This is a genomic window from Acinetobacter sp. Res13-Abat-PEC15-P4-01 (genome assembly GCF_015676285.1).
Classification (GTDB): domain Bacteria; phylum Pseudomonadota; class Gammaproteobacteria; order Pseudomonadales; family Moraxellaceae; genus Acinetobacter; species Acinetobacter nematophilus.
The window spans coordinates 26,555-51,463 of record NZ_JADAIN010000050.1; the positions used below are offsets into that span (position 1 = coordinate 26,555).

A 24,909-nucleotide genomic window follows, 5' to 3' on the forward strand; every position below is an offset into this window, starting at 1 on the left:
TTAAAAGAGTTAATTATTATGTTGAATTATAAATGACATCAATTCTGAAATTAGATGCGCTGAAAGATGCTGAAGTGATGACGACGCCTTATCCATTCTTTGTGGTTGAAAACGCATTGGCAGACAGTGAAGTTCAAGCAGTAATCAAGGATTTTCCAAAAATTGAACAGGGTGGCAGCTTCAACATCGAAGATGTTGAAATTAAACCTAATTTTGATCGCTTTTTAAAATCCCTGGATACGCCAGAGTTTCGTCAAATTCTGACAGATAAATTTGATGTCAATGTAATGGAGCATCCGATGATGATTACCTTACGTGGTTATTCTCGTCAAAAAGATGGTCGTATTCATAGTGATTCTAAAAGCAAGCTGTTGACCATTTTGATTTATTTAAATGAATCATGGGATGCGCCAAATGGTCGTTTACGTATTTTAAATGATGACAAAGATATCAATAACTATGTTGCAGAGATTGGGGCAGGTCCAGGTTCTCTGGTTGCATTTAAAGTCACTGACAATGGTTGGCATGGCTATATTCCTTATGAAGGGCAGCGTCAATCGATTCAAATCAACTTTTTAACCAGTGAAAAAGCCAATGCGAAACATAAATTTTTCCATGGTTTAAGCGCAAAAGTTAAAAAAATATTTGGATAAGCTATTTCAGGTAGACTTCGGTTAATTCTAAATATACCAGGAGTATTGAGTTGGATCACATTTATAAAACCCTGAGCATGAATGTGACCAACCCATCATCATATTTTTATGTGTGCTAATTTTAAACCGATCACAGCCCTACAAGTAAAACAACTTGGCTTGCCCGACCTTCCATTTACCTATCAAGAAGAAGTGTTCCCTGGTTTTGAAATGCCGTTACTTTTTAATGCCCAAACAGGGCTTGAATGGCGTTTGGTCAATTTTGGATTGATTCCGAAATGGGCAGAAGATAAAGAAGCCGGCAAGCATACCTATAATGCTCGCAATGAAACCTTGATTGAAAAACGTAGTTTTACAGAAGCTTTCAGCAAGTGCCAATTCGGGGTGATTCCTGTTACAGTGTTTTACGAATCAAAATATATCAATGGAAAGCCGCAGCGTTGGGGAGTGAGAAGAAGGGATGGGCAGGCATTTTATATTGCGGCATTATATGAAATTGCACGCTTAAAAAATGGTGAAGTTATTCGGTCTGCAACAATGATCAGCATGGATGCCCATTTTCATGCCATGATGAGTGAGTTTCATGAGCCACGAACGGATAAGCGTTCTGTAGTCGTGATCCCACATCATAGATTGGATGAGTGGCTCAACTTAAAACAACCTGATATTTCGAGTTTTATAGAGGGGTTTCCCGTGGAGGAGTTTGAATGCTTTTATTGTCCTAAACAACGTAATGACATTAACTCTCCACAGTTAAGTATGTTTGGGGAATAATTTCAACATCAATGCGAGAGATTTTTAAAAATAATTTTTAAATTCTCTATGGTTTTTTCAATTTGAAGTGGGGTCAGCCCTTCGAAGGATTGTTCTAAAATAACACCCATTAAATCATTGATTTTTTGAGTCATCTCTTTTCCTGCCTCAGTTAAGCAGACGCGAGTAATTCGCGCATCTTTTTTGCAGGAATACGTGTCTACAAGTCCTTCTTCTTTTAAACGATAGACAATTTTTGTGGTTGTCGACATTTTGGAGACAATCATTTCGGAAAGCTCAGATACACTGGCATCGGGTTTGGCTTCTAGTGAAACCAATAAACGTCGACGTGAATTATCAACCCCATATTTTTTGAGTACTTGGTCTAAGTTTAAGACGTACTGAGCGTGGACCTGTGTAATCCAATAATAAGGAAAGTTTTCAATATTAAAATTTTCTGCAGAAGGCAGAAATTTTGAATATTTTTTAGTCATCTGAATGTCCCTGTTTTTTTGTAATTATTGCCATATGTTAAGCGCTAATAATATTTTATTTCGAATATCTGAATCAATATGTGTGTCAAACTTAATGCTAAAAAACAAGAAAAATCGATGAAAAATAGATCCATCTGGAAAATTAACTTAAGTCAAACTATTCCATAAATACATAGAAAAACAGTTTTTATATGAATAGATAACAACATCATATAGGAAAAAAAGTTGCTTCTTCATGCAATTGCAGATCAGTACTTTCATGTCTTCCAATCCCTAAAGTACATTGTAAATTATTTAAAATAACTAAATTGGTTAGTTTATCTTAAAAACATACTCGAATTGAAAGCTACCCCTTTTAATCATTGATGATCAAAATGAAAGATTGATTTAGCCTCAGTATAAAGAACAATCTTGATGAACTTTGTTCATCACTTCTTTCCGTGATTCAAGCCATAAATTTCAACAATGTTCTGCCACAAAATAGGTTTATTTGTTAAGAAAATTAACATCATTTGTTATTATATCTGAAAAATAAAAAAAACCAAGTTGACTTTATAAAAAATATTGTCGCTTGTGCTTTATTATTTTCACACTTATTTTATATAAATGCATAATATATCAATTTTCGGATATAAAAAATTCAATAAAATCAATAGATAAAAATTCAGTAAAATTTATCGAAATCTACGGCTATTTTCTTGAGTTGTTCAACTGCCTATGGTCAATAAAGAGGGGGCGTGGGGAGGAGATGAAGTTTTGAAAAAATGCGAAATATCTAAAGATTAAATAAATGTAAAAATTTAATGAAAAATAATTACAAGCCTTCGATATTGTGCATAATTAAATTAATTTAGTTGAAAAGGTATCATTCATGGATCCGTCGCCGTGTAGGTTTAGCTCGTATTTCTCCAATTTATATAGTTATAAGAATAAACAGGAGATCTAATAATGGAATTTTTATTAGACCCTGGAATTTGGGTTGGTCTGTTAACCCTCATCGTTTTAGAAATTGTACTGGGTATTGACAACCTCGTATTTATTGCCATTCTCGCAGATAAACTTCCTCCTGAACAACGTGATAAAGCACGTGTTATCGGTCTTTCTTTAGCCTTGATTATGCGTCTAGGCTTATTGTCAATCATATCTTGGTTGGTCACTTTGACAAAACCACTGATTGCATTTGCAGGATTTTCATTTTCAGGAAGAGACCTGATTTTATTATTTGGTGGTCTTTTCCTTGTCTATAAAGCAGTGACTGAATTACATGAAAAAATGGAAGGGAAGCCTGAGGTCAAAAGTTCAGGTGCTGCTGTATATGCGAGTTTCTGGGCGGTTGTTGCCCAGATCATTGTATTGGATGCAGTATTTTCTCTAGACTCAGTAATCACTGCCATAGGGATGGTTGACAATATATATGTCATGATGGCTGCGGTTACTATCGCTGTGATTGTGATGTTAATTGCGTCTAAACCATTGACGGCGTTTGTAAACAAACATCCTACAGTCGTTATTCTCTGTCTAAGCTTCCTTCTATTAATTGGTGTCAGTTTAATTGCAGAAGGTTTTGGTTTCCATATTCCTAAAGGCTACATCTATTCAGGTATTGGTGTTGCGATTTTAATCGAGGCATTTAATCAATTCTCTAGCCGTAATGCAGAAAAACATCAATCCAAAACCCCATTGCGTCATCGTACAGCGGATTCAATTTTAAAGTTGATGGGGAGCAAATTAGATGCTGATTTACTACAAAGTCCTGAAGCCTTAGCTGCGCAGAAAGCTTTTGGTGATGAAGAACGTTATATGGTGGGTGGAGTACTTACCCTTGCTGAACGCTCAGTGGCATCGATTATGACCCCTAGATCACAGATTTCTTGGATCAATCTTGATGATGATACTGAAAGTATTCGTCAGCAAATTTTAGCTGTACCCCATAGTTTATTTCCTGTTTGCCGTGGACAATTAGACAAAGTGGTGACCGTTGTTCGCGCCAAAGAGCTTATTGATGTTCTGGATGAACCAGAACAATTGCAAACTTTATTGAAACGTAATCGACCAATCTTCATTTTTGAAAAAATGAAGGTCATTGATGCAATTCATACTCTTAGAACATCCAAGGGCTCACTGGTTTTAGTCAGCAATGAGTTTGGCAATATTCAAGGTTTGATTTCTCCGCTTGACGTGTTTGAAGCCATCGCTGGTGAGTTTCCAGATGCCGATGAACAGTTGGAACTGATTAAAGTCGATGAAACCACCTGGAAGGCATCGGGTATGCTTGACTTGTATCAGCTTGAGTTGGAGTTGGGAATGCTTGACCTCGTTCAAGAAGATTCTGGCTATTTTAGTGTAGCCGGCTTAATTCTGGATAAAACGCAAGGTGATGCACATTTGGGTACGCAAATTGAACATGAAGGAATATGGTTTGAAGTCATTGAAATGGATGAGAATCGAATCAAAACGGTAAAAATTACCCGACCAGAGCAATTTTCATAATCAGTGTCTGTATTGATTTAAATGATTCATCCTTGAGAAAAATGCCTCAATCATGAGGCATTTTTTTTGAATAAAAAGAGCACTTAAACAGGATTACGAATTTAAGTACTGGAAACTAAAGTGTTGAATTAAATATTTTCTGCGTCATGATTGGCCAAAGATTTTGATGGCTTTTTTTAAACATCAGCATATGCCCAATCATTTTATGACCATGTTGTTGTGGGTTAAGCTCGATCATATCGGTTGCAGCTTTAGGATAAAGACGAAGTAGGTCTTTTACGTTGGTTGAGGTTGCAATCTCATCATCTGAAGACCAATAGGAGGTAATAGGACACTCAATCTCTTGATGATAATCTTCAAATACGGTTTTACCCACGGCATTCATTACATAACCAGGTTGACTACAGAATTCTGCCCATTGCTTGGCTACTTTTTGCGGTAGATTCTCTCCCATACCCAACATTTTAGTTGCACCGTAACCTTTGATGAGATTTGAAATCGGAAAGACCAAGTTAAACATAACAGGTGCTAAGCGTTTAGTGCGACCTTTAAGACCTTTTACATGACCGGTAGAACCAGATACTGAAATAACCTGTGCGACTTTCTTATAGTTTGGAACAATACCGAGCAATTGACCGCCTGCACTATGACCAATGAGCGTTAGTTGGCTTTTACCGGTCTTGTTTAAAAGCGATTCAATAGCAGCAGGAATATCTAGCTGTCCCCAGTCTTGGATACTGGCTTTGGACTGTTGCAATGGTCCGTGCAACGAGTCACCAATGCCGCGGAAATCAAAGACCATAACATCAGCACCTTGCTGAGTCAGCCATTCGATAAAATGATGATAAAAACCCTGTGTAATACCTGTTGCTGGACAAACCAAAATCGGTAAATCGTGGGTTGGCTGTTGTGCCGGGTAAAAACGTGCACTTAAGCTATAGCTATCCGCACAGCGAATGGTTAATTTCTCATATATTGTCATCATAACAGTCCATAGATGATTCTTAGCACCTACTTTACATAAGTTCCAAAAAGAAACTTGTTTAAAATATGACTATCTAGTCAGGTGTATATAATGAAAAGGAAATATAGAGGGTTTAAATGGAAGTCGTTAATCTTAGCTTGTCAGTCAAGCTTGCAGTGATTTTTAGTGGAATCTATTTGTGGGTAGGGATGCTTACTGGGGTTTGGAAGTACGTTCAGATTAGTCGTTCAGAACTTGCCAGAGCACACTATTATGTCGATATAGCACATCGTAGTAGCTTGCTTTATGCACCTGCAAGCTTAATTTTGGCGGTAATGGCGTACTGCTCGAGTTTTCAGAAAATAATTAATTTACTCTGCGTCATGGTGAATTTAGTTTTTTTTAGTTTTTCTATAGCAAGTTATATTCTACATGGCTGGCTCAAAGATACGACGAATCAATTCAAGCAGCCCCATCAACTAGGCAGTGTACATTTACCGAAAATTTTACTTCGTTTAGCAATGATTTTATTGGTGATCGGAGAGATTTTTGCAACAGGAGTATTACTTTTAGGGATGATCAAAGGATTATTTTAATTTTTTGTTATATTGTTATACATGAAGATGGATGCTTGGCATCCATCTTTCATTCAGTGATTTTTGCGAGTTTTCGCGACTTATGATCTACAACATCCCAAATATAGAAAGCGGCAGATACAGCTAATGCATAGGCAAAATATTCAGGTTTTAAATTGTCCTGAATCAGTCCGTGGATGAGCAGGGTAGCCAAAAGGGCAATCGTTGTACTCAAATATGTGACTAGTTTTGTGTTTGCCTTCAAAGAATTAATGAAGACTTGCTTGTTGAAATGTAATGATAACATCTCCATCCCTCCTGTCTGCTCGACAAAAACCTAATTGTTTTAGTCTGGATTGGTTTATTCAGTTGTACCATATTTAATAATTATTTCAAGAGCAAATACTTCTATTATTCAAAATAATTATGACATATTTATTACAGATATGACTTATTTTATAAAAAATGAAAATATGAGTGATTTTTTTCTTAAATAGTGTATTTAATGTTGAATAAGTGTGAATTGGTTATCAATTTAAAATACAGCAACTTATAATATGTGCAAGAGAATTTTGACTAAAGTCGATGAAAATTATGCAATATTTATGCAAGTTTTATAAAAAATTATGATCATGGATAAAAAACAGATTTTAATTGTAGTAAATTGTAAATTGATGTGATTCGTGGTTGAATTTTAAGCAGGTTGCTATCCTGCATATATAGGTAAGATTCTTGTCGTCTCACTAATTTAGAAAATCATGTTCGAGAAGTAAAGCGTAAATGTAGTTTACAGCAATCAAGAATAATGGGATCGCAAGTATTGAATTCGTTTTGAGTTGTGTCGCAAACAATAACAGTCTGTTGGGTAAACATGACAATTATTGATCACAGTTAAAATTGGATTTGGGTAAAATCAAATTTTAATGACGATGATTAAGACGCTTTATTTCTTAACTTTATCGATAACGACACAAATAATTAAAACAATCAATGATGGTATAAGCCAAGCAAGGTTTTGTTCATTTAAAGGCAAGTTTTGGATCACTAAGGGTAAACTATCTTTGAATTCCGTGACTTTGATACCTTCAATAATCCCAAATAAAAATGCAACGCCAGTTACTGGTGCAATTACTGTTGCAGGATGATTAAATTTGCTCCAAAAGAAGCTCAATAGAATAACCACAATAGCGGGTGGGTAAATTGCACTGAGGACAGGTACAGAGAATGCAATCAGTTTAGTCAAACCTAAATTTGAAATGACCAAAGAGAATAAAACTAAAATGATCACTAAAACTTTATAAGGAATTTTAGTCAGTTCGGAGAAGTATTCTGCACATGCACAGGTTAATCCAATTGCAGTGACCATACAGGCAATAAAAATTAAAGCAGTAAGAAATAATGAGCCAAGATCACCAAAAGCGTGCTGAACATAGGCATGCAAAATCACTGCACCGTTTGCTGCATTGGGTGCTGCATCATGACTACCTAAACCCAGTTTAAATAAGCTGATATAAACCAGTGTTAAACCGACACCGGAAATTAAACTTGCAATAATGGCATATTTAGTTACCAGTTTTTTATCAGTGACACCACGAGAATGGATGGCGTGAATAATCACGATACCAAACACTAATGCACCTAAAGTATCCATGGTTAAATAACCATTTACAAAGCCTTCAGAAACAGGGCTGGTTGCATAATTATTTATGGCAGGAGAAATTGAACCAGTCGGGATGATAAAGGCTGCAATACCAAGAATTGCCAGTGCAATAATCTTAAGTGGAGCAAGAATATGACCTACGGTATCCAAAAGTTTGTTTGGATAAAGAGACACTAATGTTACAAAAGCAAAGTAAATCACGCTATAAATAAATAGCGGTGTACCACCTGTACCAAAGTAAGATGAAAAACCAATTTCATACGAAACTGTGGCAGTACGTGGCGTTGCAAAAAGTGGACCGACTGATAAGTAGCATACGACGGTCAGAATTAAGCTTGCAACTTTGCCTAAAGGAGAACTTAAAATGGCAATAGAACCTTCAGTTTTTGAAAGTGCCATAATGGTGATTACAGGTAAGCCTACAGCGGTGATTAGAAAACCTAATGCTGCCAGCCATACATGTTCACCTGCTTGTTGAGCGACAATGGGTGGAAAGATAATATTGCCTGCCCCAATAAATAAGGCAAAAGTCATGAACCCTAAAGCAATAATATCCTTGGTACGGAGATTAGTCATAAAGTGTGGTTAAAAACGCAAAACAGCGATTTTAGTGGAAATGCGACATTTTTTGTATTTTATTTTATGGGTAATATTCCTATTTTTTATAAATTTTAACCAATTAACCATATGAGTTATATTTATGTGGATGATTCAGCTCTTAATTTAATTAAATTCGAATAAGACATTTTTAAAGAAAAATTTATATGCTTAAAAAGCAAATCATCGCAGTTTAATACTTATTTTAATCATTATGAGTACCAATTCACATTTTAAAGTTGCATCCTCTGCAAGAAAAAGCCCTAAAGCAATTGAAAAAGCATATAATATCGATTCACTTTTGCGGACAGATCCAATGAAAGCTTCAACAGTCACCATCAAAACTGGACAAGACCTTGAAAAACTCAGAGTGTCAGGGCGTCTAGCGGCTCAAGTTTTAGAAATGATTGGTGCATATGTTAAGCCAGGGGTAACAACTGAATATTTGGATGATATCTGTAATGATTATATTGTGAATACCCTCAAGGTTATACCGGCGAATGTTGGATACTATGGTTATACAAAAACCACCTGTATTTCACCCAATGAAGTGGTATGTCATGGTATTCCATCGAAAAATACTGTTTTGAATGATGGTGATATTATCAACATTGATGTTGCAATCATTAAAGATGGTTATTTTGGCGATACCAGCCGTATGTATTATGTGGGTACTGTCAAGCCTGAATCTAAAAAACTAGTTGAAACCACATATGAGGCGATGGTTGCAGGTATACATGCCGTGAGACCGGGTGCAACACTTGGTGACATCGGTCACGCTATACAAACTGTTGGTCAACGTGAAGGCTATAGTATTGTTCGTGAATATTGCGGTCATGGTATTGGCAAAATTTATCACGAACAGCCAAATGTACTGCATTATGGAAAATCAGGACAGGGACTTGTACTGAAACAAGGTATGGTATTTACCATTGAACCTATGATTAATGCCGGTAAAGCCAGTGTAAAAGAATTAAAAGATGGCTGGACTGTTGTGACCGCAGATAAATCTTTATCTGCCCAGTGGGAACATATGGTTGCTGTGACGGAAACAGGATTTGAACTGTTAACACCTTGGCCTGAAGGTACAGGTCACTATCCTGAAATCTAATACTTTGGTCTAATTTTTGGCAGGTTTGACGCCTGTTATAAATTTTTAAATTAAAAAAACGAGATTTTTTTAACGTTAATTTTTACAGTTGTGAACTGTTTAATTTTATTCTAGAGTAAAAATTATTCAGTTAGATTTTTTATATATTGGTTTGCGTGTTAATGGGTCATTATAATCTGCTGCAGATTCTTTTGAAGTTTCTATTGTTGTTACAAGTTTCAAGCTTATCCATCCTAGGATAAGCTTTTTTTATTTAAAATTGCCTTTCTCTATCGCATAAATTTTAAGTTCAACATTCTTTTAAACATATTGTGGCGCTGTATCGTTTGAAACAATAGACGCGTGAAGGCATCTATTCAACTGAAGTTTGGATAAGGTAAGTCAAGCACTCACCTTATCGTGTATGGTTATTTTCTAACGTTGAAATTTAAAATCAGTGAAACGGCAAAACCAAATAATAATCCCCAAAATGCAGAACCAATCCCAAAGAACTGTATCCCAGAGGCACTAAAAAGAAAGGTCAGTAATGCCGCCTCACGGTCCTTGACTTCATGAAATGCAATCGCAATGTTGTGGCTGATGGTACCAAACAATGCGATACCTGCTAAAGCAACAATAAATAAGTGTGGAAAAGACATCAATAAACTTGTTAATGTAGCTGCAAATAGTCCCATTAAAATATAGAAAAATCCACAGCTCATACCTGCAATATAGCGTTTGGATGGATCAGGGTGGACCTGATCATCAAGACTTACTGCTGCACTGATTGCTGCAATATTCACGGTATAACAACCAAAAGGAGAGAGCAGCGTTTGAGCCGTGCCTGTCCAACCAATCAACTGATTGACATGTGGTTGATAACCATAACTTTTAATCATGGCAATCCCGGGTAAGTATTGAGATGCCATATTGATCACAAATAACGGTAGCGCCAGTCCCAAAATAGCAGACCATGTGAATTCAGGTGCCATCCATACAGGTTTTGCCAACCCCCAATGCAGTACTGGAACATGAAACTCCATAAAGAAGGGACAGATGATGATTCCTGCAATTACAGTAATCACGATACAGTAACGTGGCCATAAACGTTTTGTAATCACATAGACTGCCAATAAACTGAGGATAAATGCCCAGTCATTTTGCATACTGGCAAATAAGGCGATTCCAAATTTTAGCAATACCCCTGCCAACATGGCACTGGTCAAACTCTGTGGAATATAATTGATTATTTTTGCAAAAATACCTGAAAACCCAAGAACTGCTGTAAGCAAACCTGATACCAAAAAAGCGCCGATGGCTTCATAAAGCGAATAACCACTTGCTGTTGCAATGATTAATGCGAGTGCAGCAGTAGACCATGAGGTTGCAACGGGATATTTGAATTTCCAAGACAGAATTAAACCTGAAAGACCAATACCGAGACCTAATGCCCAAAACCAAGAGGTAATTTGTGCTGGATTTGCACCAAGTAATTGAGCAGCTTGAATCACTAAAACAGCTGAAACACTGATACCAATAAGAAAAGTTATAAAGCCTGCGAATACGGCAGGTACTGAGAAGTCTTGGAGAAGCTTTTGCATGATCCCTTGCTTTTAAATTTGATTGAATGGTTGAAAATGCATCCATCATACATGGATCATTTTAAAGCGGACAGCGTTAATTAGTATTTAATATCAAAAGCAAATAGAAAAATTGAATTTATTATCATTGTTGGATAATTCAAGCTTTTTGCGATCAAGCGATTGTATCCATGAGAATTGCTTGATCCTGATTTAGGCGCTTAAAATGGGATATTTTAACTTCAATAAAACATTGAATTAGAGTTTACCCCATTTCTTTCCTGCTTTTACATGGTTGAAACTGCAAGCTTTATACCAAAGGCGCAAAACAATAACCCTACCGCTGCTACACATCCTGCTGCAACTTTATAGCGTGTGTTAAAGAATGCTGCGAGTTTTACTCCAGAAAAAATTAAAATGGTTAAGTAACTCATGCTAATGATTTGTAAAATTATAGAAAGTACAGCAAAACTTAATGCAGGATAAGGATAATCGGGATCAACAAATTGAACAAAAAATGATAAATAAAATAAAATGGCTTTCGGGTTTAACAAACTAATCGTCAATGCTGTACGAAAAGGATGAAACTGTTCAGTCGTAGTTGATTGAGGAGAGTCTGATTGGATTGTCTGTGGTGTACTACGCCAGGTTTTAACACTGGCGATCAATAATCGAATCCCGAGGTAGGACAAATAAGTCGCCCCCACCACTTTAAGTATTACAAATAACCAAGGAAAAGCATGTAATAAGGATGCAGCACCCAATACCGTACAAAGGATCAGGATTAAATCACCTGTAAAAACACCCAAAGCACCAATATAACCTGTTTTAATGCCAAATCTTGATGCAATAGACATCACATAAAGTGAGTTTGGACCCGGGAGAATGACGATAAAAATTGTCCCTAATATATATGTCACGACATCCGTAATACCAAACACAATATTCTCACAGTTTAAGAAAAGCGAATAAAAAAGCCGAGTGCTTATGATAACAAACTCGGCTTTAGAATGTGAGCCACTTTAGTGCATTTAAAGCACGCTGCATGGTTGAAATTTAATCAATAAAATCGGCTTCAAGTCCAAAAGATTGGCGTAATAATAAAGCCAATTGTTCACGGGCTTTAATAAAGCCATCGATTCCACTTTGCAACAATTGGAATGCCATCAAGTCTGCTTCTAGTTGCTGCTTAAATTCAGCTTTAGAAATTTCCTGATGTGGATGATCTTGATGTGTTTGTGCATGGTCAGGATTTAACTGGGTGCTTACAGTACGTTGATCATCTTCCAATTTCTCAAGAAGTGCAGGAGCAACAGTAAGTAAATCACAACCCGCCAGTCCTAGAACTTGATCTACACTACGGAAACTTGCTCCCATAACTTCTGTTTTAATTTGGTGCTGTTTGTAGTAATGATAAATCTGTTTGACAGAGAGTACACCAGGATCTTTTTCAATCGGGTAGCTTTCAACATTTTCAGCTTTTTTATACCAGTCTAGGATACGGCCAACAAAAGGAGAGATCAGGGTGACTTTGGCATCGGCACATGCTTTGGCTTGATGTAAACCGAATAATAAAGTCAGGTTACAATGAATCCCTTCTGCTTCAAGTGCTTTTGCTGCCTGAATACCTTCCCAGGTAGATGCAATTTTAATTAAAATGCGATCTTGATTGATTCCGTAGCCTTGATACAGTGCTAACAGTTCTTTGGCTTTAGCAATCGTTTCTTCGGTATTGTAGGAAAGTGCAGCATCAACTTCAGTTGAAACTCGTCCTTCAACAAGATTTAAAATCTCTACACCAAGTTTCACTGTCAGAATATCAATGGTGCGTTCTACCAGTTCATCAAGTACATAGCCTTCTTGTTTAGCTTGTGTATAGGCATCTTCAATCAAGGTGCGACTTTCAGGCTGCTGAGCTGCTGCCGTAATCAGTGAAGGATTTGTTGTTGCATCTAATGGGCGAAATTGTTGAATAGCATTTAAATCACCTGTATCAGCAACAATAGTGGTTAAGCGTTTTAATTGGTCTAATGCAGATTGAGTCATTACCGGTTATTTCTTAGTTAAAATATTTGTGATTTAGTTATAACACAATGCGATTTCAGCAAAATAGGAAAATGTACTGAAAGACATATTATTTTGTATGAATTCTTTGATTTCGAATGTGATTAATCAAAAAACGAGCAGCCGAACCTAAATTACTTTCACGGCTCCAAACCAAATCAACAAAATATTCAAATTTTGGTGTGAAATCGAGCAAATCTAATATTTTTAACTTATGTTTCAGTTCTGGGTTTTCATTAAACATTTCCAAGGGAAGTACTCCCCAGCCTAATTCCTTTAAGATGAGTGAACATGCCGAGTGATGATTGTCGGTACGCCAGTAGTTTTTAGAATAGAGTAGCTCAGGTTTAATTGTGCGGTCTCGGCTAGCAACGACAATCTGCCTGGATTGCAATATTTGTTCAAAACTCACTTTTGAGTGGGCTGATAGCGGGTGATTGATTGCAGAAACTGGCACTAAAGCTTCTTTTTTTAACTCAACAAATTGTTCGCGGCTTTCTAGCATCTCACGTTCAAACATCAATGCCAATTGCGCTGTCTGATTCATGAGCATTTTAAGAGCATCTTCTTGTGGTGCCGAAAAAATGTTGATCTGTAAACTTGGAAACTGTTGGGCAAGCAATGCGATATATTCGGTCCAATCGGTATGTACCAACTCTGAAACCACCACTATATTCAGTGACGATTCCAAACCTTCACTGAGGGCAATGGCTTGTTGTTTCCATTGATTCATTTCGATGAGCAGTTGTTCTGTTTTTTCATATAAAAGTTGTGCCTGTGGCGTTGGTATAGGCTCACGCCCGACCCGTTTAAATAATTTGAGATTTAAATCAATTTCTAAATTGGCAATAGACATGCTGACCGCAGAGGGTACTTTTCCAAGCTGTCTTGAGGCAGCAGAAAAAGACCCTGTTTCTATAACTGTTTTAAAAATCACCAACTGTTCTTGATTGATATTCATGTTGAACCGTGATTAGTAATTTCAATCATGTGAAAATGAAAGAAATATAGAAAAAAGAATGAAACTGATCTTTCAATAAAATTGAAAGAATCTAACTCGATTGATCAATATTATAAAAATATAATGCCATTATCGAAACAAAAAGAGTAGTTTTAAATGATGGTTTCCAAAAGAAGGATTATTCATGCATTGAGCTATGAAATCATCCTATTGGTGATCATAGCGATTGCGTTAAGTTTTATTTTTGAAGTTCCTATGGAAGTTACGGGTGTGTTAGGTGTGGCTATGGCTGTAACATCTGTTATATGGAATATGATTTTTAACCATTTTTTCGAGAAGTTCGAGCATAAAAGAAAGCTTAAGCGTACGATTGGAGTGCGAGTTCTGCATGCTATTGGTTTCGAAGGTGGTTTGATGTTGGCGACCATTCCAATGGTTGCTTATGCAATGGATATGACATTGTGGCAGGCAGTCCTATTGGATTTAGGAATGACCACATGTATTTTAATCTATACCTTTATTTTCCAATGGTGCTACGATTTGATCGAGGAACGTATGGGAATAAAACCCGTTCATTCTTAATTGAACACTAAAACATCCAACTTGATTTTGGTCAGAATAGTCATCGTTACTTGAAAATGGTTCTGCTGTTTAAAAAATGCAGAACCATTTTTCATTTTAATCTGCCATGTAAATCGGATATGAAATCTCCACAGAGACTTAACAAACTTTTGCAAAAGATAATCTAATGCGATTTGTTTTGTTAAATGATTCGCATAGAATATTCAACTCTATAGAATCTAAAAGAGATGGATTAAGCAGATTATGGTGCAGACAGTTCAAGATCAGCTGCCAAACAGGCACCAACTTGCTGCACAAGAATTAATTCAAGTTTCAGCAAGCTTAGAGCGTATTTATCTTGATCAGTTGTACTATTTAAAAGAGGTGAATGCTGATAACTTTTTTCAATTTGATCATGTGCATCAAAAACTCGGTATAGCCAATCAATTATTACAGATTAAATTTGATGAAGCAGCAGGGCTGTCTTTTGAATTTCATCAGGACAAGCTGGCACATTTATCTGAGACACCGTGTTATCCTAAGCGGCTGATTGAATATGTCTCGCAAGAGATATTTTTTTATACCCGATCTTATGATGAAATTCACCCTACTGATCTAAAAACGAAAGCACAAATTCTCCGTCAAACATTGATTGAGCAGATCTTTGATTGGATTGATGGTGAAAATAGAGTAGAGCAGTATTTATATAATATTCGTGAGGCAGATGCTGAGCAGATTGATCGAATCTTAATACGCTATAATTATTTTGAACGAGCTTATGTTTCTGATTTTGCTAAATATGGCAAAGCTATTCCGCTGAGTGTAGAAATTAATATTAAGCATTTACTGTTGATTAATTCTGTTTTGGGGCAAACATTCCTGTCTATTCAACAATTCATTCCAAAACTCCATCACGCTATTTCTGCACTAGACCAATTCCTGCCGAAACATTTTTTCCGGATTTTTAAAGTTTTTCATCCTGAGTCATTACGTTTGTGTGAGATCGAACAATATTTCACAAGTTATCGATTATTGTCTAAACATGCACAAGAGTTTCCTCAAATGCTGGCATATACCAAGCATATGAAACGAGGTTTTTGGCAGTATCAGGATTTATTGAGTAAACAGCATTTTTTGCAGGCAGAGGATGAATATTGGGAATTAGATCGGCTTGTTAAATTACCCATATTCACTTTAAAGCGTACAGTGAATTGGCTATACAAACAAAACGAACAGGTCAATGATTGGATTAGTCGGCATATTGGTGATGTAAACGTCAGAGTGACAATCACTGTATTAAGCCTGATTGATACTTCAAAAATCTCTCCTGATGTCATATTGGCTGTATTGAAGTATTTTAAAAATAGTGCCGCCCGCTTGTTTTTAATAGAGTGTCATTCATTTGCAATTACACATGAATGGCAAAAACATCCCAAGAATCGTCGTTATTGTTTTGGCGAATCACCAAGTGAACATAAATCACAGCAAAAGTTGATTTCAAATTCTTATTTATATATTGAAGAATGGTTGGATTTCGCTGCATTGATTCTTGGTGATCAAGCTCAATCCTATAAGAAAATATTTGCCAAGCTCAGCCGTGTTGTTCAGGCATTTATGTTGTTTGTTCAGCAGATTGCCAACCAATTACCTCCACAATTGCTAAGATTTATAGACCCTCAGTTGCAACAGCATCCTGATTTTTTTATTCAAATGCGCAAGCACAATATTCAGGTTGATGATTTTCGCAAGAAGTTTAAGCATATCAATACGGATCGAATGCCGCATTACAGTATCTATGACAGCTTTGTGCTTGATTATGTAATGTATTTATTTAATACGCATCATGAAATTGAACGTAATGTGACTTGGTCTGGTCTTTATCAACAAGCGAAGAAATGGCACATGCACAATGACCTTGTTGCTACAATGTCGAAGCTCAAAGAGAAAATCACAGTGGATTCGTGGGATCGCATTGCACCGATGCAAAAGATTTATTTTGAAGGCTGGTGTTATGAGGAGCTCAACAGTCTTCAAGGAATCACTCAAGAGTCTGTGGTTTTCAAACATTGTCTAGCTGTTTCATACAGCACAAGAATAGTGGAACGCGAATATGCTGCATTTCATATGTCAAATATAACCGAACCCAATCAAGTCATGACTTTAGGTTGTTATTATAAATTGGGACAGTTGAGTTTTGATCAGCTGCGTTTGCCCAATAATCATATCCCGGAGCAATATTACATAAGCAAGGCACTGGCATTTATTGAAAATGTAAATCAGCATTTAAAATGGAAAAGCAGTATTCAACCGAATGAGGAACTCGGTAACCTATAGCCATCGTTAACGGGGTTTATTCTGTTTTCTAAACTATTTTTGGCTTAACTTTTTAATTAAAAATCGTTAGGCTATAGCCGTCCCATCCTGTTTAGGTAATTCAAGGCTGTTATGAAACAAGAAACTGCACTCAAACTCATGAAAGCGGGTGAAAATGTCTTTTTGACTGGCTCTGCTGGTGCAGGAAAAACCTATACGTTGAATCAATACATCAATTATTTGAAAGTCCGCAAAGTCCCTGTCGCAATTACTGCATCTACTGGGATTGCTGCAACGCACATGAATGGTATGACAATTCATACATGGGCAGGTATCGGTATTAAAGACACGCTTTCAGATGATGATTTAAAGCGGATGAAAGAGCGTAAATATCTCAAAGAACACTTAGAAAATGCTCAAGTATTGATTATTGATGAAATTTCAATGTTGCATGCCAAGCAATTGAATTTGGTTAATCAGGTTTTGAAATATTTTAAAGAGTCTGATGATGCCTTTGGTGGAATTCAAGTGATTGCTGCCGGTGACTTCTTTCAGCTTCCGCCTGTAGGAAAAAATAACGAATTAAATCGTGATAAGTTTTGTTTTATGTCTAATGCATGGGTCGAGGCAAAATTTCGGGTGTGTTATTTGACTGAACAGCACCGCCAGGATGACTCAGCACTCAATGATATTCTCAATGCAATTCGTGCACAGCATATTCAGCCACAGCATATCCAAGCCTTACAGAATACGCGTCATCAAGATATCGGGGACACATTTACCCGTTTATATACACATAATATGGATGTAGATAGCATCAACTTTCAGCATTTAAATGCAATTGATGGAGATGACCATCAATTTGTTGCAGTCACAGATGGCAATGAAAAGCTGATAGAAACATTAAAATCCTCAGTTCGTGCACCCGAAGAACTAACCCTAAAAAAACATGCCAAAGTGATGTTTGTTAAAAATAATTTTGACATGGGATATATCAATGGCAGTTTGGGTGAAGTGATTGGTTTTGAAGAAGATGATGAAATGGGAATGTTGCCAAAGGTGAAAATGACCGATGGGACAACTTTATTGGTCGCTCCAGAAACTTGGTCGGTAGACAATGAAGGAGGCAAAACCATTGCAAGTTTACAACAAGTTCCACTGCGTTTGGCTTGGGCAATTACCATTCATAAATCTCAAGGCATGACTTTAGAAGCTGCTGAAATTAATTTGAGTCATACTTTTGAAAAGGGACAAGGTTACGTTGCTTTATCACGGCTAAAATCAATCGAAGGGCTTAGATTGCTTGGCTTTAATGATCAGGCATTAGAACTTGATAGTTTGGCAATCAAGGCAGATCGTCGTTTTCAAGAGCTTTCCAATGAAGCAGAACAGCACTATGCTGATGCTGATCTGACCACGCAGCACAATGCTTTTATTCGTCATTGTGGTGGAACTTTGAATGCTGTTGAAATAGAACGTAATGAGAAAAAACTGGCGCGTAATAACGGTAAAGTCAATTATGCTTCAGCTACATTGGACGAAACCCGAGAGTTGTTTGAAAGTGGTTATGAAATTCAAGACATTGCCATTGAGCGAGGTTTAACGCCAGCAACCATCATTAATCATTTGGCCAGACTGCATAAGGAGCAGGGGCTTGATATTTCTGTTGCCAATCCCGGTGAGGAAGTTGTAGAGAAAATACGGACTATTTATAAAAAATTAATGAAACGTCAGGATCCAAGTCATTTCAATGATGATGGGGCGATTAAATTACGCCCAATCGTAGAGCTGACAAGCCCCAAAATGGGTTATGACCAAGTGCGTCTAGCACTGCTGTTTGTCGAATAAAATCATTCTTGTGATGAAACAATGAATAAGTTTGAGAAAAAATTACTCAATTCGCGTATAGCAGTGTTATCAAAACACAAGCATATGCAGGATTATAGTCTCAGCTTTCAGTTATGCCCATTTTATCATGCACAAACATTAATTGATTCAAGTATTTCTTTTGAGGGACTGCCATTACCTTCATACAATTTAAAGGATTCGAGTGGCGTGAAGTTGATCTTTGATCAAGATGAATGTGATCAATTTAATGGCTGTTTTACGATCAACAGTATTCATAATCCAGTCGAGCTTTAGCAACTGGAATCTATTGAAAGTCGTGATGGCTTTTTAAAAGCTGTCGCAAAAATCAAAATTGTTTTTGAATTTGAACAATTTGATGATTATGAAAACCTAGAATTGGTCATCAGTTCTAGAGTTGCATCACAAATTTTATGATAAAACCGCTATCAATTAAGGTGAAGTAAATGCCACAGATGTTTATTGATTATTCTGACAATATCCAGAATTTAGATAAAAAGAAATTAATGCTGGGCTTAAACCATGCATTGTTCGATACGGGATTAGTGAGCGATGCGCATGATATTAAATCGCGAATTAAGTCAGTATCTGACTATCTGATCGGTTTTGGAGATGAGGATGGTGCAGACAAGCAACACGCATTTATCTTTGTGCGCTTACAAGGTCTGAGCGGACGCACAGAAGAACAAAAAGATTTAATGACTGAAAATTTGTCACAATTTCTACAATCATTTCAGGATTATTCAGCACAAGGCTTAGAAATTCAACTCTGTGTAGAATTTGCTGAAATGCCAAGAGAAATCTATAAAAAAGTCTTTGTGCGGAAATGATTTAACTGGGGCTGAGCATATAAGCCCCAAGTTTCATAGCCACCAAGATGTCTCATTGGACAAGGCTTATTTTGTATTGGTTGGTCGAGGACTTACAGGAGTAAGTCTGTCTTGCTAAACAGCCGGTTTAAAAATCTATCTGGATTTGCTTGAAGACCATGTCTTCTACAAAGTTTACTTTAAACTACAGGTTGAAAACCTGAATATCGCTATATTCCCAAATCCTATCCGCATTCATTTGATAAATTTCATCTAAGAACGCCACATTAAAACTTCCCACAGATGACGCTTTTTCATAAGCCAACCGACCTGCAATGGCAAAATGAATATGAGCTGAAATGGTGGCAATTGCGGGTGTGGTTACTGCACTATATGCCGCGATTAAAGCACCAAGAGCACAACCTGTTGCTGTGATCTTCGGTTGTAAAAAGCTTCCACCATTGATTTGAATCACATGATTAAGTTCTTTTGAAAGAATAAAATCTGATTCTCCAGAAATTGCTGCACATTCACAATGATTTAAAAGAGCATGAGCCTGCAAATAAACTTGATGACTTGAAACTGCACTATCAACCCCCTTGGATTCAACTTGGTTGCCTGCAAGTGCACTGATTTCTGATGCATTGCCACGAATAATGGTCGGATTAAGTAAAACCAGTTGATCAACCATTTCACTGCGCCATTTTAGAAATGGACCATAACCAACAGGATCAAGAACCCAAGGCGTGTTTTTAGCTGCAACAGTCTGTGCTGAAATCTGCATGGCTTGCATTTGTTCTGATGTTGGTGTTCCGACATTGATACTTAAGGCAGCAGCGATTGATGCAAAGCTTTCTGCCTCAAAAGGATTATCAATCATTGCTGGAGATGCACCAGCAGCCAATAGCACATTGGCAGCGTAATTTGCTGCAACACTGTTGGTAATACAATGTACCAAAGGCTGTTGTGTTTGTAGTTCGGTCCAAGCATCTACAACTTTTTGCAAGATAACATCAGTTTGGATATGAAGTTGATCCGATTGAGAATGGCTAATATTTTCAGGATGATTCATATAAGGTCCTTACTGAGTGAAGTAGTGGTCTTGGTGTTTACAGTTTCGACAGAATAATGTCACATAATTCTGAGCATCATATTCAACGGTGAGCTCATTTGACCCACAATACATGCAGCGTTTCTGTGAATAGAAATTTAAACGCGGTTCAATCTTTTTCCAGGATTTCCAAACGGGTTGAAAGAAGATGCCTTCATCGTAGCCTAAAAATTGATAAAACAGAATTTCACTCATTTTACTCAATGGAATATTAGGAGGGCGAGGAAGCGTCGAGGTTTCCCATTTTTCCGCTAAGGCACGTTCACGATATTGCTGTACAGTTTTCTTAAGAATATTGGTGTTGATGAAATTTTCATTACGCACTTGTAATGCTTTTTTCTGATACAAGTATTCTAGGGCTGTTTGAATCAAGTAGAAAATCTGTCCAACCGCCAGAGAGTCAAGTAGCCGATAGCAAAAGCTTTGGAAGTTTTTATTTCCTGAAATCTGAATACCCCAAGTACGGCAATAGTGCTGGGTAAATTGCACGATCTCCTGATACAGCACCACATAAAGTGCATTTTTAACTTCTTCTGAATTTCTAAATGGTATGCCCTGGCTCAAATTTTCATAAAACCAATGGCGGAGCTGAGTGGTAATACTAAATAGACTGGGTTCAGAATAACCATCTAAACGAACATTGATATAGTATTGATGTGCATCATCACTAAAGTCTTTAGGCACCAGTATATTTTCTTTAATCAGTTGATTAAGAAGCTGACTTTGAAAATAATAGTTGGGTGTAATCGCGTGGTATTTTATTATTTCCCAGTCAATAAACTCATGATGATGCGTATTTTCATGCACTTGATTGTCTAAAAGACTTAATAAAAATAATTTATGCAAAAAACTGAGATGATCTAAACCTATTTCAAAATCATCTTTTTTCTTTAATTTTCTGGTTTCTTGCAGACGTGTTTCTTTAATTAATTTACGCCGTTTACTTTGACAGGTTTCACAATGGCAATTACCTTGCTGGTTTGGAAAAACCTGATGATGACAATGGCTGCATTGGTGAAAGTGAATTTCTTTTTCAAATTCTTCAGCCTCAATATAATACATACTTGCCTGACACAATGGACAAAATGCACTTTCATCGAGCTGTTTTTGTAGAATTTGAAGCATATGGAATTAAATACAAATTTATTGATGACTTTTCATTATACACATCTATATTGAGGAAAGCTGATTGCTTAAAATGAATGTTTTATAAAATCTAGCTATCTGATGATGTTTGATGCAATCGTATGGTTATTCAATGAGATTGAAAGATTGAATCTCAATTATCGAATTCAACTGATTGATACGTTTGAGGTATCAGCATGGGATCATTTTCTAATCTTTCCAACGCCAAACTACATTGAATGTCGATATGGTGTTTTTCGACTTACAACACTTCGACAGATTCAAATTGATTCGATTGAAAATCGTTATATCGGGCGGCGAGTGGCTTCGAAACGTATTGACCATTCTGGACTGTTGGAAGAAAAAATATAGCACTCCAGATTGCATTACTCTTTTGAAAATCATGTATTCACGATCACTTTATACAAGTAGCAGTGTCGAGATTGTTAAACATTCAACATGTATAAGTGAAAGTGGCAAATACGGGGCTGATTGTATTTGCCACTAAAAATGGAATTTAAAGTACAAGCTAGATACTGATAGAAATTAATAGGCAGCAGGACAAGGTAGTTTTGAATCCTCAAAATGATCCATTTTAGCTTGTAATAAAGCTTTAGCCTTTTGAGCTGAAACTCTGTGCTGTCCTAGGCAATCATAGTGTCTTAAAATACTGCTGACATCCTCTGTCGATAATGGAATACCTTCACAAGTCATAAATAATGCAATCACTTGATGATCTACTTTTGCATCACTCAGCATTTGCATGGTCTTGATATTTTCAACACGGACAATATGGTCTTTAAAAATCATGTTGCACCTCTTTTTCTGTTGAGTATCTTTTATTGTGCGATATGCACCTATTAAAACAAGCAAGAATTGTGCTCAAAATGTAGTCGCTTTGAAAAAAGTGTAATGTTATACAAACTCAGCTGATTGTTATAATGAGTCCATGTTTTAAATGAATTTAATGTAAAGTAGTCACTTTAAAAATCTGGTTGTAATGATCTTTGCAACATTTACAGTCAATTGCAGAAGGGTAAAATGACTGCTTTGCAAGTCAAATAGCGATTCAATGTTTTGACCAAAATGGATTCTATATTGACTTGAATCTGGGGTAAATCTCTGTCAAATCAGATGCTTTTGATCAAGATCGAGGCTAAATAATTAATACGCTAAATAAAAATAAAGAGCCAATCAATGATGTTTCAGGATAAAACCGCAGTCATTGTCATAAAACTGTCATCACCACATTGCATAGTGCAATAAATTTTACATATTTTTGACATAAGAGTAGGGCAACATGGCATTTAAATACGGCATTGCTGCATTGAGTTTAATGTTAAGTGGGTCAGTTTTTGCAGCAGTCACGCTATCTGCGCCAGAAGAAATTGTTGTATTGGCTGTAAATGATCAAGAAGTCAATTCAGGTTTGATTCGCAAGAAGAACGAATATCAAGTTGATCCAGGTCAGACGGCGGTAAGTGTACGTTATCAGCAGTATTTTGAGCATTTAAACGGTGAACACGATATTTTAAAATCAGGTGTGGTTACGATTACAGCACCTGATTTAAAAGATGGGCAAAATTATAAATTGGCTTTGGTCGGTGCACCCAAGAATTTTGATGATGCAAAAAAATATGCAGAACAGCCAACGATTGCAATTTTAGACAATAATAATCGATTAGTGGTTCAACAAACAGGTGCCAATACTGAAGCCAAACCATGGTTTGGTTCTGGCGTATTTGGGCGTGTGATTGATTTAACTTCAAGTAAAAAAACGCCTGTAAATCAACCTGCACCAGTATATGCCGCGCCATCTCAAGCGGCGGTTTCAAATACTGCACAAAAAAGTGTACCTGCTGTAGCCAATGGCAATGCTGCTGATCAGCAATTGATTCAAATTTGGCAAAAAGCAAGCAAAGCAGAACGTCAAAAGTTTATGACTTGGTTGGCTGATCAATAGAGTCAGATGACACTTTGCAGATGTTTATGTTTGTGATGTTAAAGATTTTTAGGCAAGATCAAAGACCATTTCGATGGTCTTTTTTAATGATTTATAGATTAAAGGATCTATTTTTTTGTTTGAGAAAAATATTTAAGCTCGATATTTCTATTCAAAAACCACGCTTCAAGATTGCTACGCAAAACTGCTTTTCAAAATAGTCATTAGGTTTTATAAAGTCATTTGTTCACAATAAAATGATAGCCTTAAAATTCAATGAAACATCAGCTTAGATTTAGATCTGCACAAATTTTAGATATTCAGAAATTGGTTGATTTGATCAATTGCGCCTATCGGCAACAACAGGGAAATAGTTGGACAAGTGAAGTACAAATGGTCACCGGTGCTCGAATCAATGCCGAACAATTGGCACAAATGTTGTCAGCTGATCATTTTAAATTATTTATTGCTGAATACGCTGAAGAGATGGTGGGATGTATAGGTCTAACATTTCAGCCATTGGCTGTGGAGATTGGTACATTTTGTATAGCACCGAAAATGCAAAATCAGGGGATGGGTAAGGAAGTGCTGGATTTTGCAGAACGCTACGTACGAGATGATATGCGATCCATTTATCCTGATTTAACGTATTTTGTCATGTGGGTACTCAGTGTCCGTCAGGAGTTGATTGCTTATTATGAACGCTGTGGTTATCAACCAACGGGGCTAATTGATGATTATCCTTTAAGTGCAAATGTGGGTACACCAATTATAGATTTACATTTAGTTGAAATGAAAAAGAATATAGCTGACAGGATTTGAACTGATATCAAACAAAAAAAACCCTGAATAAATCAGGGTTTTCTTGTTTTTAGATTAGGTCAAGAACCAGGTGTAATAGCCCCACAGCATAAGTGGCCATGCCACATAGGGGCTAAACAGCCATTTCCATAACCAAAACTGTGGCAGAAATCCTACACCATGTATAAATCCACCTGAGATACCAATCATGACCAGCATCAGAGCACTATGGTTATAGTGCCCATTGGCATCAAGCATTGCACCAGGGTGAATGAGTAATACAGCTGCAAGTGGCAATGCCATCAAAAACGAAATGGCCATTGCAAACTTGTTCGGCTTCCTTTCTTTTGTTGTCATTGCGATCTCTGCCATGGTTTATTCCTCATCTAAATCTTGATGATGTTCGATATAGAGGGCACTTAACACACCTGCAAAGCATGCCATCAAGATCCCTAAAATCCAAGCGAAATACCACATAATATTCTCCTATTTGCTTAGAC

Annotated in this window: 25 protein-coding genes; 12 read left to right on the forward strand and 13 right to left on the reverse strand. The window is 36.7% G+C overall.

Annotated features, from left to right (window positions below; genetic code table 11):
* The first annotated feature begins 32 nt into the window (after positions 1-32).
* Entirely contained in the window at positions 33-653 is a 621-nt protein-coding gene (locus tag IMO47_RS17150; RefSeq protein WP_196074971.1) for a 2OG-Fe(II) oxygenase, read from the forward strand.
* Between the two features lie 108 nt (positions 654-761).
* On the forward strand, positions 762-1,427 hold the full coding sequence (locus IMO47_RS17155; RefSeq protein WP_196074972.1) for an SOS response-associated peptidase family protein: 666 nt from the start codon (positions 762-764) through the stop codon (positions 1,425-1,427).
* Between the two features lie 8 nt (positions 1,428-1,435).
* On the opposite strand, the gene IMO47_RS17160 is transcribed toward IMO47_RS17155, so the two are convergent.
* On the reverse strand, positions 1,436-1,900 hold the full coding sequence (locus IMO47_RS17160) for a MarR family winged helix-turn-helix transcriptional regulator (RefSeq protein WP_196074973.1): 465 nt from the start codon (positions 1,898-1,900) through the stop codon (positions 1,436-1,438).
* 948 nt (positions 1,901-2,848) lie between these two features.
* Here IMO47_RS17160 and IMO47_RS17165 point away from each other — a divergent pair.
* Complete coding sequence (locus IMO47_RS17165) at positions 2,849-4,390, forward strand: transporter associated domain-containing protein (protein ID WP_196076279.1); 1,542 nt, start codon at positions 2,849-2,851, stop codon at positions 4,388-4,390.
* 115 nt (positions 4,391-4,505) lie between these two features.
* Here the strand turns inward: IMO47_RS17165 and IMO47_RS17170 are convergent, their stop codons facing one another.
* The gene (locus IMO47_RS17170) at positions 4,506-5,372 is read right to left on the reverse strand and encodes an alpha/beta fold hydrolase (RefSeq protein WP_196076280.1); all 867 of its coding nucleotides are present in this window, start codon (positions 5,370-5,372) and stop codon (positions 4,506-4,508) included.
* A gap of 119 nt (positions 5,373-5,491) precedes the next feature.
* On the opposite strand from IMO47_RS17170, the gene IMO47_RS17175 reads away from it, so the two are divergent.
* Positions 5,492-5,950 (forward strand): hypothetical protein, encoded by a 459-nt coding sequence (locus IMO47_RS17175; RefSeq protein WP_196076278.1) that lies wholly within the window; start codon positions 5,492-5,494, stop codon positions 5,948-5,950.
* A gap of 49 nt (positions 5,951-5,999) precedes the next feature.
* Here IMO47_RS17175 and IMO47_RS17180 read toward each other — a convergent pair whose 3' ends face one another.
* Together IMO47_RS17180 and brnQ are read right to left on the reverse strand one after the other, a co-directional pair.
* Positions 6,000-6,236 carry a hypothetical protein gene (locus IMO47_RS17180; RefSeq protein WP_196076277.1) on the reverse strand — a complete coding sequence of 79 codons (237 nt, stop codon included), beginning with the start codon at positions 6,234-6,236 and terminating at the stop codon, positions 6,000-6,002.
* 636 nt (positions 6,237-6,872) lie between these two features.
* Positions 6,873-8,165: a branched-chain amino acid transport system II carrier protein gene (brnQ, locus tag IMO47_RS17185; RefSeq protein ID WP_196075476.1), complete on the reverse strand. Its 1,293-nt coding sequence runs from the start codon at positions 8,163-8,165 to the stop codon at positions 6,873-6,875.
* A 337-nt stretch (positions 8,166-8,502) separates the two neighbouring features.
* Here brnQ and map point away from each other — a divergent pair, with 337 nt between their 5' ends.
* Positions 8,503-9,297, forward strand: coding sequence for a type I methionyl aminopeptidase (map, locus tag IMO47_RS17190; RefSeq protein ID WP_196075477.1), 795 nt, complete (start codon positions 8,503-8,505; stop codon positions 9,295-9,297).
* A 407-nt stretch (positions 9,298-9,704) separates the two neighbouring features.
* On the opposite strand, the gene IMO47_RS17195 is transcribed toward map, so the two are convergent.
* From IMO47_RS17195 to IMO47_RS17210, 4 genes are all read right to left on the reverse strand, one after another.
* The gene (locus tag IMO47_RS17195) at positions 9,705-10,877 is read right to left on the reverse strand and encodes a benzoate/H(+) symporter BenE family transporter (protein WP_196075478.1); all 1,173 of its coding nucleotides are present in this window, start codon (positions 10,875-10,877) and stop codon (positions 9,705-9,707) included.
* Between the two features lie 266 nt (positions 10,878-11,143).
* A complete protein-coding gene (leuE, locus tag IMO47_RS17200) occupies positions 11,144-11,797 on the reverse strand; it encodes a leucine efflux protein LeuE (RefSeq protein ID WP_196075479.1) in 654 nt (217 codons plus the stop codon).
* A 115-nt stretch (positions 11,798-11,912) separates the two neighbouring features.
* Complete coding sequence (gene tal, locus IMO47_RS17205) at positions 11,913-12,902, reverse strand: transaldolase (protein ID WP_196075480.1); 990 nt, start codon at positions 12,900-12,902, stop codon at positions 11,913-11,915.
* An 88-nt stretch (positions 12,903-12,990) separates the two neighbouring features.
* Complete coding sequence (locus IMO47_RS17210; protein ID WP_196075481.1) at positions 12,991-13,881, reverse strand: LysR family transcriptional regulator; 891 nt, start codon at positions 13,879-13,881, stop codon at positions 12,991-12,993.
* Between the two features lie 156 nt (positions 13,882-14,037).
* Here IMO47_RS17210 and aceI point away from each other — a divergent pair, with 156 nt between their 5' ends.
* The 4 genes from aceI to IMO47_RS17230 all read left to right on the forward strand — a co-directional run bounded on the left by aceI (position 14,038) and on the right by IMO47_RS17230 (position 19,451).
* Positions 14,038-14,463, forward strand: coding sequence for a chlorhexidine efflux PACE transporter AceI (gene aceI, locus IMO47_RS17215; RefSeq protein WP_196075482.1), 426 nt, complete (start codon positions 14,038-14,040; stop codon positions 14,461-14,463).
* A gap of 243 nt (positions 14,464-14,706) precedes the next feature.
* Positions 14,707-16,776 (forward strand): hypothetical protein, encoded by a 2,070-nt coding sequence (locus tag IMO47_RS17220; RefSeq protein ID WP_196075483.1) that lies wholly within the window; start codon positions 14,707-14,709, stop codon positions 16,774-16,776.
* Positions 16,777-16,887: 111 nt separating this feature from the next.
* Entirely contained in the window at positions 16,888-18,603 is a 1,716-nt protein-coding gene (locus tag IMO47_RS17225; protein WP_196075484.1) for an AAA family ATPase, read from the forward strand.
* 464 nt (positions 18,604-19,067) lie between these two features.
* Positions 19,068-19,451 carry a 5-carboxymethyl-2-hydroxymuconate isomerase gene (locus IMO47_RS17230; RefSeq protein WP_196075485.1) on the forward strand — a complete coding sequence of 128 codons (384 nt, stop codon included), beginning with the start codon at positions 19,068-19,070 and terminating at the stop codon, positions 19,449-19,451.
* A 184-nt stretch (positions 19,452-19,635) separates the two neighbouring features.
* Here IMO47_RS17230 and thiM read toward each other — a convergent pair whose 3' ends face one another.
* Entirely contained in the window at positions 19,636-20,502 is an 867-nt protein-coding gene (gene thiM / locus IMO47_RS17235; protein WP_196075486.1) for a hydroxyethylthiazole kinase, read from the reverse strand.
* Positions 20,503-20,511: 9 nt separating this feature from the next.
* Positions 20,512-21,666, reverse strand: coding sequence for a hypothetical protein (locus IMO47_RS17240; RefSeq protein WP_196075487.1), 1,155 nt, complete (start codon positions 21,664-21,666; stop codon positions 20,512-20,514).
* Between the two features lie 105 nt (positions 21,667-21,771).
* Here IMO47_RS17240 and IMO47_RS17245 point away from each other — a divergent pair, with 105 nt between their 5' ends.
* The gene (locus IMO47_RS17245) at positions 21,772-22,038 is read left to right on the forward strand and encodes a hypothetical protein (RefSeq protein WP_196075488.1); all 267 of its coding nucleotides are present in this window, start codon (positions 21,772-21,774) and stop codon (positions 22,036-22,038) included.
* 174 nt (positions 22,039-22,212) lie between these two features.
* Here IMO47_RS17245 and IMO47_RS17250 read toward each other — a convergent pair whose 3' ends face one another.
* Positions 22,213-22,476, reverse strand: coding sequence for a hypothetical protein (locus tag IMO47_RS17250; protein ID WP_196075489.1), 264 nt, complete (start codon positions 22,474-22,476; stop codon positions 22,213-22,215).
* Between the two features lie 490 nt (positions 22,477-22,966).
* Here IMO47_RS17250 and IMO47_RS17255 point away from each other — a divergent pair, with 490 nt between their 5' ends.
* Both IMO47_RS17255 and IMO47_RS17260 read left to right on the forward strand, forming a co-directional pair.
* A complete protein-coding gene (locus IMO47_RS17255; protein ID WP_196075490.1) occupies positions 22,967-23,629 on the forward strand; it encodes a DUF2057 domain-containing protein in 663 nt (220 codons plus the stop codon).
* Positions 23,630-23,884: 255 nt separating this feature from the next.
* The gene (locus IMO47_RS17260; protein ID WP_196075491.1) at positions 23,885-24,430 is read left to right on the forward strand and encodes a GNAT family N-acetyltransferase; all 546 of its coding nucleotides are present in this window, start codon (positions 23,885-23,887) and stop codon (positions 24,428-24,430) included.
* 54 nt (positions 24,431-24,484) lie between these two features.
* On the opposite strand, the gene IMO47_RS17265 is transcribed toward IMO47_RS17260, so the two are convergent.
* Positions 24,485-24,781: a cyd operon YbgE family protein gene (locus IMO47_RS17265; RefSeq protein ID WP_196075492.1), complete on the reverse strand. Its 297-nt coding sequence runs from the start codon at positions 24,779-24,781 to the stop codon at positions 24,485-24,487.
* Between the two features lie 3 nt (positions 24,782-24,784).
* The gene (gene cydX, locus IMO47_RS17270) at positions 24,785-24,886 is read right to left on the reverse strand and encodes a cytochrome bd-I oxidase subunit CydX (protein WP_002120988.1); all 102 of its coding nucleotides are present in this window, start codon (positions 24,884-24,886) and stop codon (positions 24,785-24,787) included.
* Positions 24,887-24,909: the final 23 nt, after the last annotated feature.

Coding starts and splice junctions, on each gene's coding strand:
- IMO47_RS17240 (WP_196075487.1), bottom strand. CDS start 21,666: ATGCTTCAAATTCTACAAAAACAGCTCGATGAAAGTGCATTTTGTCCA.
- IMO47_RS17225 (WP_196075484.1), top strand. CDS start 16,888: ATGAAACAAGAAACTGCACTCAAACTCATGAAAGCGGGTGAAAATGTC.
- IMO47_RS17245 (WP_196075488.1), top strand. CDS start 21,772: ATGTTTGATGCAATCGTATGGTTATTCAATGAGATTGAAAGATTGAAT.
- brnQ (WP_196075476.1), bottom strand. CDS start 8,165: ATGACTAATCTCCGTACCAAGGATATTATTGCTTTAGGGTTCATGACT.
- IMO47_RS17170 (WP_196076280.1), bottom strand. CDS start 5,372: ATGACAATATATGAGAAATTAACCATTCGCTGTGCGGATAGCTATAGC.
- thiM (WP_196075486.1), bottom strand. CDS start 20,502: ATGAATCATCCTGAAAATATTAGCCATTCTCAATCGGATCAACTTCAT.
- tal (WP_196075480.1), bottom strand. CDS start 12,902: ATGACTCAATCTGCATTAGACCAATTAAAACGCTTAACCACTATTGTT.
- IMO47_RS17195 (WP_196075478.1), bottom strand. CDS start 10,877: ATGCAAAAGCTTCTCCAAGACTTCTCAGTACCTGCCGTATTCGCAGGC.
- IMO47_RS17165 (WP_196076279.1), top strand. CDS start 2,849: ATGGAATTTTTATTAGACCCTGGAATTTGGGTTGGTCTGTTAACCCTC.
- IMO47_RS17255 (WP_196075490.1), top strand. CDS start 22,967: ATGGCATTTAAATACGGCATTGCTGCATTGAGTTTAATGTTAAGTGGG.
- IMO47_RS17150 (WP_196074971.1), top strand. CDS start 33: ATGACATCAATTCTGAAATTAGATGCGCTGAAAGATGCTGAAGTGATG.
- cydX (WP_002120988.1), bottom strand. CDS start 24,886: ATGTGGTATTTCGCTTGGATTTTAGGGATCTTGATGGCATGCTTTGCA.
- IMO47_RS17250 (WP_196075489.1), bottom strand. CDS start 22,476: ATGATTTTTAAAGACCATATTGTCCGTGTTGAAAATATCAAGACCATG.
- IMO47_RS17230 (WP_196075485.1), top strand. CDS start 19,068: ATGCCACAGATGTTTATTGATTATTCTGACAATATCCAGAATTTAGAT.
- map (WP_196075477.1), top strand. CDS start 8,503: ATGAAAGCTTCAACAGTCACCATCAAAACTGGACAAGACCTTGAAAAA.
- IMO47_RS17155 (WP_196074972.1), top strand. CDS start 762: ATGTGTGCTAATTTTAAACCGATCACAGCCCTACAAGTAAAACAACTT.
- IMO47_RS17160 (WP_196074973.1), bottom strand. CDS start 1,900: ATGACTAAAAAATATTCAAAATTTCTGCCTTCTGCAGAAAATTTTAAT.
- IMO47_RS17175 (WP_196076278.1), top strand. CDS start 5,492: ATGGAAGTCGTTAATCTTAGCTTGTCAGTCAAGCTTGCAGTGATTTTT.
- IMO47_RS17220 (WP_196075483.1), top strand. CDS start 14,707: ATGGTGCAGACAGTTCAAGATCAGCTGCCAAACAGGCACCAACTTGCT.
- aceI (WP_196075482.1), top strand. CDS start 14,038: ATGATGGTTTCCAAAAGAAGGATTATTCATGCATTGAGCTATGAAATC.
- IMO47_RS17210 (WP_196075481.1), bottom strand. CDS start 13,881: ATGAATATCAATCAAGAACAGTTGGTGATTTTTAAAACAGTTATAGAA.
- IMO47_RS17260 (WP_196075491.1), top strand. CDS start 23,885: ATGAAACATCAGCTTAGATTTAGATCTGCACAAATTTTAGATATTCAG.
- IMO47_RS17180 (WP_196076277.1), bottom strand. CDS start 6,236: ATGTTATCATTACATTTCAACAAGCAAGTCTTCATTAATTCTTTGAAG.
- IMO47_RS17265 (WP_196075492.1), bottom strand. CDS start 24,781: ATGGCAGAGATCGCAATGACAACAAAAGAAAGGAAGCCGAACAAGTTT.